Consider the following 15,011-nt stretch of genomic DNA (forward strand, 5'->3'; position numbering starts at 1 on the left):
GGCGCTGCAGACGGCGACTCGTGCGCAGCGCTGTGCCGGGCGTTCGGGAAGCCATCCAATTTCTTTAAAAATCAATCAGATACTATCTTGGCGGCCGCATACCTGGGGGCAGGCCTCCGCCACCCATGCCGCGCATCATTTTCTGCATCCCGCCGCGCGACATCTTTTTCATCATTTTCTCCATCTGCTGATGCTGCTTCAGGAGGCGGTTGACGTCCTGCACCTGCAGGCCACAGCCGCTGGCAATCCGCCGTTTGCGGGAGCCGTTAATGGTTTTGGGGAAGCGCCGTTCGCCGGGCGTCATGGAATTGATGATGGCGACCTGGCGCTTCAGCTGTTTTTCGTCAGCCCCCCCTTTCAGGGCCGCCGTATTGACCGAGCCCGGTATCGGCAACTTGTCCAGCAAGGCTGCCATTCCGCCCATATTCATCATTTGTTGCAACTGGTCACGCAAATCCGCCAGGTCGAAGCCCTTGCCCTTCTTGAGCTTGCCCGCCAGCTTGCTCGCTTGTTCGCGATCGACTTTGCCCTCGATTTCTTCGACCAGCGACAGCACGTCGCCCATCCCAAGAATTCTCGAGGCCATGCGGTCGGGATGAAAAACCTCCAGCGCGTCGGTCTTTTCGCCGACGCCAATGAACCTGATCGGCTTGCCAGTGACTTCGCTGACCGATAACGCGACACCGCCTTTGGCGTCACCGTCGGTCTTGGTCAGAATGACGCCGGTCAGCGGCAGACGCTCGTTAAACACGCGTGCCGAATTGACCGCATCCTGACCGGCCATGCTGTCGATCACGAAGAACGTTTCGTGTGGTTTGGCGCGTTCGTGCACCGCCACAACTTCGTTCATCATGTCGTCGTCAACGTGCAAGCGACCAGCGGTATCAACCAGCAAGACGTCGACGTGAGTACGACGACTCTCGTCCAGCGCGCGGTCGACGATGGCGCGCGGATCTTCCGAACTCTGACTCTCAATGAAATTTGCGCCAACTTCGCCGGCGAGCGTTTGCAATTGCAGTATGGCCGCCGGGCGATGCACGTCGACACTGACCATCGCGACGCGCTTTTTGTCTTTTTCGATAAGCCGCCGCGCCAGCTTTGCGGCCGTGGTCGTCTTGCCCGCGCCTTGCAGACCGGCAAGAAACAGCACCACCGGCGGTTGCGCACGTAAATCCAGCGGCGCGGTTTCGCTCCCCAGCAGCGTGACCAACTCCGCATGGATGATTTTGACCAGTTCCTGCCCCGGGGTCAGGCTGCGCCCGACAACCTCGCCTACCGCCTGTTCACGAATTCGTTCGATAAACGTCTTGACGACCGGCAACGCAACGTCGGCCTCCAGCAAGGCCAGCCGGACCTGCCGCAAGGTGTCTTTGATATTGGATTCTGTCAGCCGGCCTTTGCCGGTGAGGCTGCGTGCCGCTTCGGCAAGACGCCCGGATAGATTGTCAAACATGGGTAAGAGGCCCGATCCTGCAGTGGGTGCAGCCGCGCATCAGTGCGGCACGAAATACCCCGCTAACGAGGCACAGGGAAGTGTAACGCGAAATACCGTCGCTGAACTATGCCAACACTACCAGACCCGGACGAAGGCCGAATGGCCCCAGCCGTCCGGCTATACGGTAATCGTCACACCGCTGGACAGCATCCGAACCCGCCTGCCGGGCATTTGCTGCCGGACTTCACGGAAAATGACCTCTTCGTCACCCGGCTTCATCCCGGTCAGCCAGATGTCCGGGTCATGGTGCAGTTTGTCGAGATCGCGGCTGAGCGTGCTGGGGCAATAATGACCAGCGATGTCGGCCAGCTTGGCGCGCTCATCGGGAAAGGAAACTTCGATAACCAACGCTTTCAGATTGGTACTGGCGTTAAGCACTGGCCACAGGGTCCGGTTCGTCTTGGTGTCTCCACTGACCGCAAATACACCGCCCGGAGTTTCTACCGTATAGCCAATCGAAGGCACTGTATGCGCCACGCTGACCGCATGGAAATTGCGATTACCCACCGCAATCGTGTCGCCCGGATTGCATTCTCGATAACGCAAGACCGGCTTTTCGGCGGTAGGCAGCTCGGCAAAGTCCGGCCAGATGACCCAGTTGAAAATATGCGTTTGTAACGCCTCGATGGTTTCCTGCCGGCCATAGACCGTTAGCGGCTGATCCAGGTTCTCGGAAAAAATGGCATCCACCAGCAAGGGCAAGCCAGCGATGTGATCGAGGTGAGCGTGGGTAAGGAATACGTGCCGGATAAGCCGGACCTCATCCAGGTCCAGGTCACCGACACCGGTGCCGGCATCAATGAGTACGTCGGAGTCGATAAGCATCGCCGAGGTTCGCGAACCACCGCCAATGCCGCCACTACATCCTAGAATTCGTATTTGCATGTTCGTTCATGATCACACCAGCCTCGTTGCGGTGAGGCGTGCATGTCATTTTCAGCCCTTGATTACTATTGCCAGGCGCATTGTGAATCCAGGGTTCTAATGAACTGCACCATGTGGGATGATTCTTCGACGCAAACTAGGGTATCGCCTGTCGGGATTCTGTGTTTCAAATCACAATTCCATTGTTGTACATCATTGCCGGTACCGGCCTTGCACTGTCGCGCCTGCCGCGCTTTGCCTCCCGTTCCCGGGTGCTGGCATTGGTCGCTTTTCTGCTGGCGTTTATAGCCCTTCTTGCCCATGCCCGTTTGCTCTATACCATGATCGTCGTCGGCGGCGGCCTGCAACTGACCTTGGGCAACAGCGCATCGATCATCGGCGTGCAGTTAGCCGTCATCAGTTTGCTCGGTTCACTGGAAGAGCGGCTGCGCGGACTTTGCGGTGGCCTGTTGCTATTGGCTGCATTGCTGGCCGCCCTCACCGGCATGAGCACGGCCAATACCGAGATTGCCAGTGGCTGGCAATTGCAGGCGCACATCCTGATTTCCCTGTTCGCCTATGGCCTGCTCGCCGTTGGTGCCATCGTCGCCGTATTCGGATTGATTCAGGAGCGGCGTCTGCATTCTGCCCAACTGTCCGGCATCAATCAGTTGTTCGCGCCGCTGGAAACCACTGAACGACTCTTGTTTGGCATATGTGCCGCTGGCTTCGCGAGTCTGCTGCTGGGCGTACTCTCCGGATTTCTGTTCGTCGACAACCTGTTCGCGCAGCACCTGGTGCACAAGACAGTGTTGTCCATCGTGGCGCTCGTATTGTTCGGCGTCTTGCTGGCTGGCCGCTGGCTGGCAGGCTGGCGAGGCCGTCGCGCCGTGTGGCTGTACCTATGGGGCTTCATCGTGCTGTGCCTCGCCTACTTTGGCAGCCGTTACGTGCTCGAGATCGTGCTGGGCCGTCAATGGGGCTGATCACGCGCCGCCCATCGGGCGGCGTTTCTTGACAGCTGTGGACCGGCCTGATGAACTTCCTGCTTGCCCTGACTGCTGAGGTGCTCATTCGTTGAGCAATGACGTTCCGCTAGGTGGCCTGATTGGGCTGCTTATTCTGCTGTTGCTGCTTTCCGCGTTTTTCTCCGGCTCGGAAACCGCCCTGATGAGCCTCAATCGCTACCGCATGCGCCACAAAGCGCGTGGCGGGCACCGCGGTGCGGTGTTGGCCGAACGGTTGCTGGCTCGTCCGGATCGTCTGATCGGGCTGATCCTGCTCGGCAACAACCTGGTCAACTTCACCGCGGTTGCACTGGTTACACTCATAGCGCTGCGCATTGGCGGCGAACCTGCGGTTGCGATCGGCACCGTGTTGCTAACGATCGTCGTCCTGATATTTTCAGAAGCAGCCCCCAAAACGCTGGCGGCGCTGCACCCCGAGCGGATCGCCTACCCCGCTTCTTTCGTTTATTACCCGCTGTTGATGATCACCTACCCGTTTGTCTGGCTGGTGAACGTAGCCTCGAATGCGTTGCTCTGGCTGCTTGGCGTACGTGACTCCGACAGCAAAATGAATTCCCTGACCAGCGAGGAATTGCGCACCGTGGTGTTCGAAGCGGGTTCACTGATCTCGCGCAAGTACCGCAACATGTTGATCAACATTCTCGATCTGGAAAAGGTGTCGGTCGACGATGTCATGGTCCCGCACAATGAAATTGTCGGCATCGATCTGGACGATGATCTCGACGAGATAACAGCCGCGCTGAGCAACAGCGAACACACTCGCATGCCGGTGTACCGCGACGATATCGACAACGTAATCGGCTTGTTGCACCTGCGTCGACTGGCCGGCTTGTTGAAGAAGCCGTCGTTCTCCAAAGACGATATAGAAGCGGCGGTCGTTGAACCGTATTTTGTTCCCGAGGGCACACCGCTGAGTACGCAGCTGGTGCAGTTTCAAAAAAGCAAACAGCGCTTCGCGCTGGTTGTTGATGAGTACGGCGATATCCAGGGTATCGTTACGCTCGAGGACATCCTCGAAGAAATCGTCGGTGAATTCACAACGGACCCGGCCTCCGGCACGGATGAACACATCGTGCGTGAGACCGCCACCAGCTTTCTGGTCAGTGGTGCCGCCAACATCCGTGACATGAACCGCGTGATGGACTGGAACCTGCCAACGGACGGGCCAAAGACACTCAATGGCCTTATCCTGGAATACCTCGAAACCATTCCGGAAAAAGGCACGGGGCTGAAGATTCAGGGCTACCCTATCGAAATTGTGCACTCCGACGACAACCGGGTCCAAACGGCACGCATACACGCTCGTCGCAGCAGCGATCAGCCCTCAGCAACGAACTAGCCCGTCAATCGAAGGCGTGTTCCAACGCGTCGGTAATGCGGCTGACTGCAATGATGTCCATGCCCGCGGGCGCTCTCTTTGGCACGTTGGCTTTCGAGACGATGGCTTTGGTGTAGCCCTGCTTCCCGGCTTCCGCCAGCCGCTCCGTGCCGAATCGGACTGGGCGGACTTCGCCGGCCAGTCCGACCTCGCCAAACGCGACCAGGCGCTCGCTGCACGCCCTGTCACGCAGGCTCGAAACAACGGACAACAGGACCGGCAAGTCAGCCGCCGTTTCACTGATTCTGAGCCCGCCGACCACATTGACGAAAATGTCGTCGTTGGCCAGTGATATGCCCGCGTGCCGCTGCATCACGGCAACCAGCAACGCGAGGCGGCTCTGGTCGAATCCCTGCGCAACCCGTTTCGGGTAATTACTCGCGCCATCGGCCACCAGCGCCTGAATTTCCACCAGCAACGGTCGGCTGCCTTCCCAGGCGACTGATACCAGGCTGCCGGGATTCTGCTGGAGTTCGCCCGTCAAGAATATGGCTGATGGATTTCGCACTTCGCGAAACCCGTTTTCCGTCATCGCAAACACACCCATCTCACTGCTGGCGCCAAACCGATTCTTTACAGCGCGCACGATGGTGTATCGGCTCGCAGGATCGTTCTCAAAATACAGCACGGTATCCACCATGTGCTCGACGACCCGCGGCCCTGCAATGGCACCTTCTTTGGTGACATGCCCTATCAGGAACACAGCGACGTCGCGTTGCTTGGCAAACTGCACAATACGGCCAACGCATTCGCGCAGTTGCGCGACGGACCCCGGTGCCGAACTCAGTGCTTCGTTGACCATGGTCTGGATCGAGTCGATAACGACTACGCGTGCGGCGGCGATCGCGATCTGCTCGAGTATGTTATCGAGCGAGGTATCAGCCAACAGACGCAATCCGGATTCACCCAGCCCCAGTCGCCTCGAGCGCTCCGCTATTTGGCGCAATGATTCCTCGCCGCTCGCGTAACAGACAGCCAGTTCGCCCGGAAGCCGTGCCGCGACCTGCTGCAACAGGGTCGACTTGCCGACGCCCGGATCGCCACCCAGCAGCACAACGGAACCAGGCACGAGGCCGCCGCCAAGCACCCTGTCAAACTCGCCGAAGCCGGTGGGGAACCGCAGTTCTTCATCGTCGGTCACCTGTGCCACGAAGGCCGGCGCGGCCTGACCCGCTGGTCGCTCCCGCCCGCCCGCCGGGATGCTGAGCATTTCCAGGGTATTCCACGCATCGCAGTCCGGGCATTGCCCTTGCCACTTCACGCTTTGCGCGCCACAGGACGCACACACATAGGCGATTTTCGGTTTAGCCATAGACCTGTTCAGCCACTCGATTTCGGGGGGACGACAAGGGTAATGCATATCAGCCCGAATTGGGCCCGCGAAATCCGCCGAATCAGCCGTGCTGCGTGCGAGGGCGAAACCTGCTGGATGCCGCCTAGAGTCTCAAAAATGCCAACCCTATCTCACTAATTTCCTTTGCTATTTTCTATACTCGCCCAGACAACACGAGAGCCGAAATTGGACAAAGAGCAAAAAGACCACCGCGATCGACTGATTGCCCTAGGATTCGTCAGCCTGTTGCTGATCGTCATCTATGGACCGGCGTCCGCCTGGTTCGTCGCCGCGGATCGCTTTGTTTACGACCAATTGGCGTCGCACGTCAGTCAACCGTCACCCGCCAACAGCGTCATCGTCTCGATCGACCCGCAGGGCCAGTCGGCGACCGAGACAGCGGCTGACTATCAGCAACTGTTGAAACTGACCGGCCAATACAATGCCTCCCGGGTGGTCATGGCCAATCCGCCAGCCATCAAGACTGAAGCGGAACTGGCAGGCTGGGAACCGTTGCTCAGGAACGGGCCGCCGGTTTTTCTCCCTAGCCACCATCCGTTGGCACCGAACGCGAGCCGCAGTGGTTACCTTGATCTCAAGCAGGACCCGGATGGCATCCTGCGCCGGTCCAACCTCTGGTACCTCAACGACGGGGTGATGTCGCCGTCGTTGCCACTTGCGATCGCTCTCGCGAACCTCGACAACCTGCCGGCTACCGACATGGTGCGCAATGACGCAATCATGTTCGTCGCCAATTACGAACCAGCCGCCCGGATCTCTGCAAAAGAACTGCTCGCATCCCGCGAACCCGCTCTGCACATCGCCGGCAAGACCGTCTTTATCGATTCCGACCCGCCATTGGTGTCGGCTGCGGCGCAGCTGCCATCGCGCCAGTACGTCACGCTGTCGGAAATCACCGCAGCGATGCTCGGCAGCATCGAAAGCGGGCGCGCAATTACAGCCCCCAGTTGGTCCGGCATGATGGAATTGCTGGCCCCGGCCGTGCTTGCGGTCCTTGCCATACTGTTATTGCCCGGACATAGCCGACGGCAAATCGTCCTGGCGACCGTCATCTCGATCACTGCGTTACTCGCGCTCGAGGCCTTGTTGCTGGCCGTCGCCCACACCCGCTTTGACCTGGGACGCCCGATCGTTGTTCTGACCAGCGCCTCGCTGGTCAGCGCGTGGCTTGCCGGTGCGGTCCGTGATGCGGCCCGGGACGCTTTTCAGCGCGGCAGTGACTTCCTGTCGGCCGGCCGTCTGGAGCCCGCATTCGCAGAATTCCGTCGTTGCCCGCCCACCGAATCCCTTGCCAACGCCATGTACAAACTGTCGCTGGCGTTTGAAGAACAGGCTCAGCCGGAACGCGCCGAAGCCGTGCTTGGCTGGATGAAAGAGACTCAGGGAGCGACCCCCACGTCGACGCAGAAACTGAACGTCACTACGGGCGCACCACGTCAACTGGGGCGCTATGTCATTGAAAAGAAGCTTGGCCGCGGCGCCATGGGCGCGGTTTACCTGGCACGCGACCCGCGCATCAACCGGGCTGTTGCGCTCAAGGTCATCCCGATTGAGAAAGAATTCGAGGACGAGGAACTGAAGGAAGCTCGGCTCAGGTTCTTTCGGGAAGCCGAATCGGCTGGCCGACTGACTCACCCGAATATCATCACCGTCTTCGACTGTGGGGAGGACAAACACCTCGCCTACATCGCGATGGAGTATTTGCAGGGCACCTCCCTGACCTACTTCAAAGACCCGAAGAAATTACTGGCCCCGCGCAAGGCACTGGAGCTGTGTGCGCGGACGGCAGATGCACTGGACTACGCGCACAACGCCGGCGTTATTCACCGGGACATCAAACCCGCCAATCTGCTCTACAATGCCCGCGATGACGTACTCAAGATCAGCGATTTCGGGGTCGCCAGGCTGACCGACAACAACCGGACCAAGACCGGTATAGTGCTGGGCACACCGATGTATATGTCCCCTGAACAATTGGGTGCAGAAACACTTACCGGACATTCGGACTTATTTTCGCTTGGTGTTACTCTATACGAGCTGCTGACTGGCGAAGTGCCTTTTAAGGCTACGAATATTGCACTGTTGATGAAAAAAATTACGAGCGAGGACCCCGCACCGGTCTCCAACCGACGGCCAGGGGTACCACCCAGTGTTGATACAGTATTGTTCAAGGCATTGGCGAAACGTCCCGAGGACCGCTTCGCCAATGGCGCCGATTTGGCGATGGCCTTGAGAAACTGTGCTAAGTACGCGTCGACCTGAGACGCGGTAGAAAAATAAGGCAACTATGACCCTTCGCGGCAAGATCAAATTGGCCGAGATTTCCGATACCGGCAAGGTGCGAGAGCACAATGAAGACGCCATCGGCTCGAATGCCGATATCGGCCTCATGGTGCTAGCCGATGGCATGGGCGGCTACAATGCCGGCGAAGTTGCCAGCGGCATCGCGGTTCAGACGATCACTGAGCTCACGGCCGAAGGTGCCGTTCGCGAAGAGCGCAATGCCGTGGACCCAAGTACCGGGCTGATGCGCCAGACCATCGTCTTGCGGGATGCCGTTGCGCGCGCCAACAAGATCATTTACCAGACTGCCCAGAGCCAGACCCATTGTGAGGGCATGGGCACGACCCTCGTCGCCGCCATGTTCTATGACAACCGGGTGTCCATCGCGCACGTCGGCGATTCGCGCGCTTACCGGCTGCGGAAAGACAAGTTTCAGCAACTCACGCTGGACCATTCCTTGCTGCAAGAACTGGTGGATCGTGGCTTCTACTCTGAAGAAGAGGCCCAGCGCTCCACGAACCGCAACTATGTGACCCGGGCGCTCGGCGTCGAGCCAACGGTTGATGTTGAGGTCCAGGAATTCGACGTCCTGCCCGGAGACGTCTATTTACTGTGTTCGGACGGCTTGCCAGACATGGTCGAAGATGAAGATATTCACTTAACTATCAGCACGTTTAATGCTAGCCTTGATGTGGTAGGTCAACAGTTGGTGCAGCTTTCGAACGAACACGGCGGGCGCGACAATATTTCCGTCATGCTCGCAGAAGTTGTCGACTCGTTTGCGGCAAAGCGTGGACTCATGGATCGTATCTCCAAGCTGTTTCGCTCGTAGGTAGGCAGGGGTTTCCGGTGGCTCCCATCAGGTATCGGTCAAAAAAGGAACGGCAATAAAAAATGGCACGTTTAATCCTCAGTCTCGACAGTCAGGTTCTCGCTGAATACAACATGTCCAAGGAGCGGTACACGATTGGCCGTCTTCCGGACAATGATGTTCGTATCGACAACCCGGCTGTTAGCGGGCACCACTCATTGATCATCAATATTCTGAATGATTCGTTCCTGGAAGACCTGAACAGCACCAATGGCACCTACGTCAATGGCAAGCTGATCAAGAAACACGCCTTGCAACACGGCGATGTGATCACGATTGGTCACCATCAGCTGCGATTTGCCGATCAACAGGTGAATGAGCCAGAGCAGGACGAGTTTGAAAAAACCATGGTTATCCCTGCCGGGCAGCAGAATGCCGAACAGCTCGCACGGGCCGAGCAGGCTGCAGAAGCAGCTGCCGCCGAACGCCAGGAAAAAGCGGCTACCGACAAGGTCGACGTCAAGGTCGACATCCCCAAACCCAGACCTGAACCTGCACGACACGACCAGACAGCCGCTGGCCTCGACCCGGCATTGGCTCCAAGCGCCCTGCCGATGGCCAAATTGCAGGTACTGAGCGGATCGTTCGCCGGACGTGAGCTCGAGCTGACCAAGGCGTTGACGACTTTGGGCCGGCCCGGCATTCAGGTTGCGGCAATTACCCGCCGCGCCGAGGGTTACTTCGTCGTGCACGTCGAAAGTGGCAAAGACGGCGACTACCCGCTGGTCAATGGCCAAGCGATTGGTCCACAGGCTCGCAAGCTGCATGATAACGATGTATTGCAGCTTGCCGGCGTCAAAATGGGCTTCTTCAACGCCTGAGCGACAAGGCGCGACTCAGCAAGACACTACTCTCCAATCAGCGGAGGTTCCCGGTGCATTACGCCGGTGACCAGCTGATAGGGTATTGTGGCGGCCGCTCGCGCGACCTCTTCAACCGGTAATTCCGGACCCCACAGGGTGACGCGGTCGCCGACTTTGTCGGTAGCGCCGGCACCCAGATCAACCACGGCCATGTCCATGGACACCGTGCCCGCCAAAGGCACACGGCGGCCATTGATCAGCACCGGCGTAGCCGATGGCAGGAAACGTGTGTAGCCGTCAGCGTAGCCCGCTGCGATGACCCCTATGACCGTATCCCGGGGTGCGGACCAACGCCCGCCGTAGCCCACTCTTTGACCCGCAGGCAATCCTCTGACATCGATGAGCTGGGTCTCGAAGGTCATCGCTGGCCGCAAACCAAGATCAGCACCTGAGCCACTGGCGAACGGCGAAATGCCGTACAGCGACAGTCCAGGCCGTACCCATGTTGCGCCCAGATTGCCCCAGTGCCGACTGTCGGCAACACTGGCGGTAATACTGAATAATGCGGGGGAATTCGCCGCGCTGACGTCGCCGTCAAAGCCTTTGCAGACTCGCTGGAAACGGGCCTGCTGCGCTGTCGTCAGTGGATCAGACGGATCGTCAGCACACGCGAAATGGGTCATCAAGCGAATGTCAGCAACCTGCGGGGAAGCCCGCAAGCGGGCAAGAACAGCCGCTACTTCCTCAGGCTGAAACCCAAGTCGGTGCATGCCGGTATCGACTTTCAGCCAGACAACGAACGTCGCCCCCGAACCCCGACCGTCCAGAAGTGACAGCTGCGCATGGCTGTGCACGACAATCTCACATTGGCAAGCAGCGGCGAGTGCGCGCTCACTCTGGCTGGAGGGCCCCGCCAGCAGCACGAGCCGTTGGTCGATTCCAGCGGATCGCAGCGTTTCTGCCTCACTGAGACGGGCGATGGCCAGACCGTCAGCCGCGGCCAGCGCCTTCGCCGCCGTCAGCAAGCCGTGGCCGTAGGCATTGCCTTTGATCGCCGCCAGAACCCGTGCGGCAGGCGCCATTGTCTGAACGAGCTTAAGATTGTGGCTCAGCGCACTCGGGGAAATGTGCGCCCGGGCACCTTGGGTCACGAATGAACCCTGCCCGGTCGTCGCATACTGGGTTGCATCAGGAGTAACCGTCGTCCATGTAATGTTCCGGCACCCAGTTCTCGAACTTGGTAAAGCGGCCGACGAACGTGAGCGGGAAATCGCCAATTGGACCGTTACGTTGTTTCGCTATACAAATATCGGCAATACCTTTGCGCGGCGTGTCCTGGTTGTAGACCTCTTCGCGGTAGATAAAGATGATCAGATCAGCATCCTGCTCGATGGCTCCCGACTCACGTAAATCGGACATCACCGGCCGCTTGTCGGTCCGTTGTTCGACGCTTCGATTGAGCTGCGACAGAGCGATAACCGGCAATTCCAGCTCTTTCGCCAGTGCTTTAAGCGAACGGGATATTTCCGAAATCTCAGTAGCCCTGTTCTCCGCAATACCGGCAACCTGCATCAACTGCAGATAATCAATGACGATCAGGCCAAGTCCGTGCTCACGCTTCAAGCGCCGCGCACGCGCACGAATCTCGGTGGGGGTCAGTGCCGGAGTGTCATCAATGTAAATCGGGGCATCGGACATCAATTGCACGGCAGTGTTGATCCGCGACCAATCTTCATCCGGGAAATTACCGGTTCTGAGATGGGATTGATCAACCCGGCCGAGCGAGGAAATCATACGAAATGCCAGCTGTTCGGAAGGCATCTCCATCGAGAATATCGCCGTCGGTACCTTGCCACCGATCGCCGCATTTTCGGCAATGTTAACGGCAAAGGTTGTTTTACCCATTGAAGGTCGGCCGGCAATGATGACGAGGTCGCCCTTTTGCAGACCGGCCGTCATCTTGTCGAACTCGTTGTAACCCGTCGATATGCCGGTGACATCGCCATCTGACTGATGCAGCAGATCGATACGATCAACCGTGGCAGGCAGGATGTCTTTCAGCGCCTGAAACCCGGCTTTCCCTCGCGCACCTTTCTCCGCGATCTGGTAAACCATGCGCTCGGCTTCGTCCACCAGTGCCGAAGCACTACGGCCGTCTGTCGTGTAGGCATTACCGCTGATCTCATTGCCGACATTGATCAGCGCGCGTAACGTCGCCCGTTCGCGCAAGATACCCGCGTACGCTCGTACGTTGGCGGCACCGGGGGTCTCGTTAGTCAGGGTCGCCAGGTATTCCAGGCCGCCGGCCGACTCCAGCTCGCCGCGGTTGTCGAGAAACTCGGAGACGGTGACCACATCGCAGGGCTGGCCCTGCTCGACCAGGTTGGCAATCGCGGCAAAGATCAGGCGATGATCCTTGCGGTAAAACTCATCGGCAACAACCAGATCGGCTATCTTGTCCCACGCAAGATTGTCGAGCATCAGGCCGCCAATCAATGACTGTTCGGCCTCAATGGAATGAGGCGGCATCCGCAAACGCTGCTCGATTTCATCAACCGGCATGCCGTCATCCAGCGCTCGCACCATCGACCCGTACCCTCCTGCCACCGCGCCACAGCCTCCGGCCATCGCGACGGAATTACCCGCGTAAGTCGTCTACCAAAGGTATCACAGAGCGCCGCAGTACTGGGGCGCCCACGGGTACGGCTTATTCGTCGCCGACAACCCGGACTGTGATTTCGACATTAACCTTGGTGTGGAAATGCAGGCCGACAGTATGTTCACCAACATCGTGGATCGGGCCATCCGGCATGCGAACTTCGGCGCGGGTAACTTCGATATTGAGTTTCTCGAAAGCTTGTTCGATGTCGATCGGGCCAACTGATCCGAACAGCTTGCCTTCCGAGCCCACATTGGCCTGAATGACCAACTCCATGCCTTTGACCAGGTCCGCGCGCTTCTGCGCCGCGGCAAGTTCTTTCGCCGCCGCTGCTTCAAGCTCGGCCCGACGCGATTCGAACTCGGCCATATTTTGCTTGGTCGCTAACGCCGCCTTGCCCTTCGGCAGCAGAAAATTGCGACCATAGCCTGGCTTCACGGTGACCAGGTCGCCGATGCTGCCCAGATTCTCAACATTGTCCAGCAAGATTACGTTCATCGTTCAAACCCTGTATTTAACTATTCAAAAGTCCGCCTGGCCCTACCGACGTGCACGCCTTGCGGCTATGCGCTGACGGTAATTGAACCAGGCATCGCTGTATCCCAACACTGCCAATCCGAGGATCAGCAGTACATGCAAAAACGGCAACAGCGCATAAACTGCGATGATTGCCAGATTTGGCAAAACACCTTCCGCGTGCAACCAGTGCATCACCGCAAGGCCCTGCAACCAGAATACGGCAAACAAAACAAATGCCAAATCCTGCAAACTCGCGGCACTGACTGCAGCGGCGGCCAGAGAGGTCAGCGCCATGCTTGCCGCCAGTACCTTGCCCAGCTGCAGATCACTAAACCGTCCGAACCGACCAACTTGCTCCGGCAATTGCTGAAACAATGCATATCCCAGAACCACTGCCAGTGCCAGCATTGACCACGGCACGAATACCGAGACCATCGTCATCTGTCGCGCGATGATCTCCCGGTTACTGGCCAGCGTCGCGACATCCTGTTCATTCCAACCGACTTCGCGCAACACCGCGATAGACTGGTCGATGACAGTGCCCCACAGAGCAACCGGGTCCCCGCTTAGAACGTGGATGCCGATTACCGCCATAACTGCAACGATAACCGAGACCTGCATCGTGAACGACAGTGATCGTGTACGTTGGATCAACATCGCCAGCAGCAAGCCGGGAACACACACGATGGCCGCGTTCGACAGCATCGGCCAACCGGAACCACCCAGCAAGGTCGCCAAACCGCTGGCGATAGCCACCGCCGCTATTCCTTGCAACAGCGCTACACGAACTCCGTGCGCAAGGACCAGCATAACGATGACCGCGCCGCTGGCGATCGACGCCAACAGTGGCACAACCAACGCGAACGCCAGCCCGATAATGCCGTTCCATGGCTTCGCCTGAAGCCACAACGCTACCGGACGCACGTTGTTATGCCTTGTTGCTGCTCAGTGTCGATCTGTGTACGGCAGCAATGCCAGAAAGCGCGCCCGTTTCACCGCGCTCGCCAACTGGCGCTGGTAATGTGCCTTCGTGCCGGTAATCCGGCTCGGTACAATTTTGCCCGTCTCGGTGACGTACGCTTTCAGCAGGGTGAGATCCTTGTAATCAATCTCGGTAATGCCCTCGGCTGTAAAACGGCAATATTTGCGTCTGCGTGAATATCGACTCATCTCTAACTACTCCGTCACGCGCTGTCAGCTGCTGCAGCCGGTTTCTCGGCAGCAACAACGTCGTCGTTGTCATTATTGTCCGGTGCCGCATCCGCTTTCTCTGCAGAAGCACTTTCGTCGGTCGCTGCAGCGTCATCGGAGCTTGATTCTTCGGCGGCCATCGCGGCTTCAGCAGCGGCTTTGGCGTCGCGGCGGCGCTGCGCCTCTTTCTCTTTAACCTTCTCTTCTTCAACCGCGACGGCCATCGGTGATGCTTCAGTGATGGCTTCTTTACGGTTGATAACCAAGTGGCGCAGAACGGCGTCGTTAAAACGGAACGCGCTGGTGATCTCGTCAACGATCGCGTGATCGCATTCGACATTCAGCAGGACGTAGTGGGCTTTGTGCGCTTTGTTGATCGGGTGTGCCAGCTGACGCCGACCCCAGTCTTCATTGCGGTGGACGGTGCCGCCAGAGGCAGTAACCATGCCCTGGTAACGTTCCACCATGGCAGGCACTTGTTCGCTCTGATCCGGATGGACCAGAAACACGATTTCGTAATGTCTCATTGTATCCCCTTACGGATAATAGCCTCCCGGTCATCCGGT

Annotated in this window: 13 protein-coding genes and 1 pseudogene; 5 read left to right on the top strand and 9 right to left on the bottom strand. The window is 58.4% G+C overall.

The genetic code is table 11. The features are described from left to right. Window positions 1–82 precede the first annotated feature (82 nt). Together ffh and BA177_RS10690 are read right to left on the bottom strand one after the other, a co-directional pair. A complete protein-coding gene (ffh, locus tag BA177_RS10685; protein WP_068616107.1) occupies window positions 83–1,453 on the bottom strand; it encodes a signal recognition particle protein in 1,371 nt (456 codons plus the stop codon). A gap of 159 nt (window positions 1,454–1,612) precedes the next feature. Further along, window positions 1,613–2,380 (bottom strand): MBL fold metallo-hydrolase, encoded by a 768-nt coding sequence (locus BA177_RS10690; protein ID WP_068616109.1) that lies wholly within the window; start codon window positions 2,378–2,380, stop codon window positions 1,613–1,615. A gap of 161 nt (window positions 2,381–2,541) precedes the next feature. Here BA177_RS10690 and BA177_RS10695 point away from each other — a divergent pair, with 161 nt between their 5' ends. Together BA177_RS10695 and BA177_RS10700 are read left to right on the top strand one after the other, a co-directional pair. Beyond that, complete coding sequence (locus BA177_RS10695) at window positions 2,542–3,345, top strand: cytochrome C assembly family protein (RefSeq protein ID WP_068616111.1); 804 nt, start codon at window positions 2,542–2,544, stop codon at window positions 3,343–3,345. Window positions 3,346–3,436: 91 nt separating this feature from the next. Further along, window positions 3,437–4,726, top strand: coding sequence for an HlyC/CorC family transporter (locus BA177_RS10700; RefSeq protein WP_068616113.1), 1,290 nt, complete (start codon window positions 3,437–3,439; stop codon window positions 4,724–4,726). Between the two features lie 4 nt (window positions 4,727–4,730). Here the strand turns inward: BA177_RS10700 and radA are convergent, their stop codons facing one another. Continuing rightward, on the bottom strand, window positions 4,731–6,077 hold the full coding sequence (gene radA, locus BA177_RS10705) for a DNA repair protein RadA (protein WP_068616115.1): 1,347 nt from the start codon (window positions 6,075–6,077) through the stop codon (window positions 4,731–4,733). Window positions 6,078–6,284: 207 nt separating this feature from the next. Between radA and BA177_RS10710 the strand changes: the two genes are divergently transcribed. The 3 genes from BA177_RS10710 to BA177_RS10720 all read left to right on the top strand — a co-directional run bounded on the left by BA177_RS10710 (window position 6,285) and on the right by BA177_RS10720 (window position 10,094). Continuing rightward, the gene (locus BA177_RS10710) at window positions 6,285–8,381 is read left to right on the top strand and encodes a protein kinase domain-containing protein (RefSeq protein WP_068616116.1); all 2,097 of its coding nucleotides are present in this window, start codon (window positions 6,285–6,287) and stop codon (window positions 8,379–8,381) included. A 25-nt stretch (window positions 8,382–8,406) separates the two neighbouring features. Beyond that, complete coding sequence (locus tag BA177_RS10715) at window positions 8,407–9,234, top strand: Stp1/IreP family PP2C-type Ser/Thr phosphatase (RefSeq protein WP_068616118.1); 828 nt, start codon at window positions 8,407–8,409, stop codon at window positions 9,232–9,234. Between the two features lie 62 nt (window positions 9,235–9,296). After that, a complete protein-coding gene (locus BA177_RS10720; protein ID WP_068616120.1) occupies window positions 9,297–10,094 on the top strand; it encodes an FHA domain-containing protein in 798 nt (265 codons plus the stop codon). A gap of 26 nt (window positions 10,095–10,120) precedes the next feature. Here the strand turns inward: BA177_RS10720 and alr are convergent, their stop codons facing one another. The 6 genes and pseudogenes from alr to rpsF form a co-directional block, all read right to left on the bottom strand. Next, window positions 10,121–11,227 carry an alanine racemase gene (gene alr / locus BA177_RS10725; protein WP_068616122.1) on the bottom strand — a complete coding sequence of 369 codons (1,107 nt, stop codon included), beginning with the start codon at window positions 11,225–11,227 and terminating at the stop codon, window positions 10,121–10,123. 37 nt (window positions 11,228–11,264) lie between these two features. After that, window positions 11,265–12,662 carry a replicative DNA helicase gene (gene dnaB, locus BA177_RS10730; protein ID WP_068616124.1) on the bottom strand — a complete coding sequence of 466 codons (1,398 nt, stop codon included), beginning with the start codon at window positions 12,660–12,662 and terminating at the stop codon, window positions 11,265–11,267. 121 nt (window positions 12,663–12,783) lie between these two features. Continuing rightward, window positions 12,784–13,233, bottom strand: a complete 450-nt coding sequence (gene rplI / locus BA177_RS10735; RefSeq protein WP_068616125.1) for a 50S ribosomal protein L9 — start codon at window positions 13,231–13,233, stop codon at window positions 12,784–12,786. Between the two features lie 42 nt (window positions 13,234–13,275). Next, window positions 13,276–14,178, bottom strand: coding sequence for a YybS family protein (locus BA177_RS10740; protein WP_068616127.1), 903 nt, complete (start codon window positions 14,176–14,178; stop codon window positions 13,276–13,278). Window positions 14,179–14,199: 21 nt separating this feature from the next. Continuing rightward, window positions 14,200–14,424, bottom strand: a complete 225-nt coding sequence (rpsR, locus tag BA177_RS10745; RefSeq protein ID WP_068616129.1) for a 30S ribosomal protein S18 — start codon at window positions 14,422–14,424, stop codon at window positions 14,200–14,202. A gap of 167 nt (window positions 14,425–14,591) precedes the next feature. After that, a pseudogene (gene rpsF, locus BA177_RS18905) lies at window positions 14,592–14,972 on the bottom strand (30S ribosomal protein S6); the annotation flags it as partial. Window positions 14,973–15,011 lie beyond the last annotated feature (39 nt).

The organism is Woeseia oceani (genome assembly GCF_001677435.1).
Classification (GTDB): domain Bacteria; phylum Pseudomonadota; class Gammaproteobacteria; order Steroidobacterales; family Woeseiaceae; genus Woeseia; species Woeseia oceani.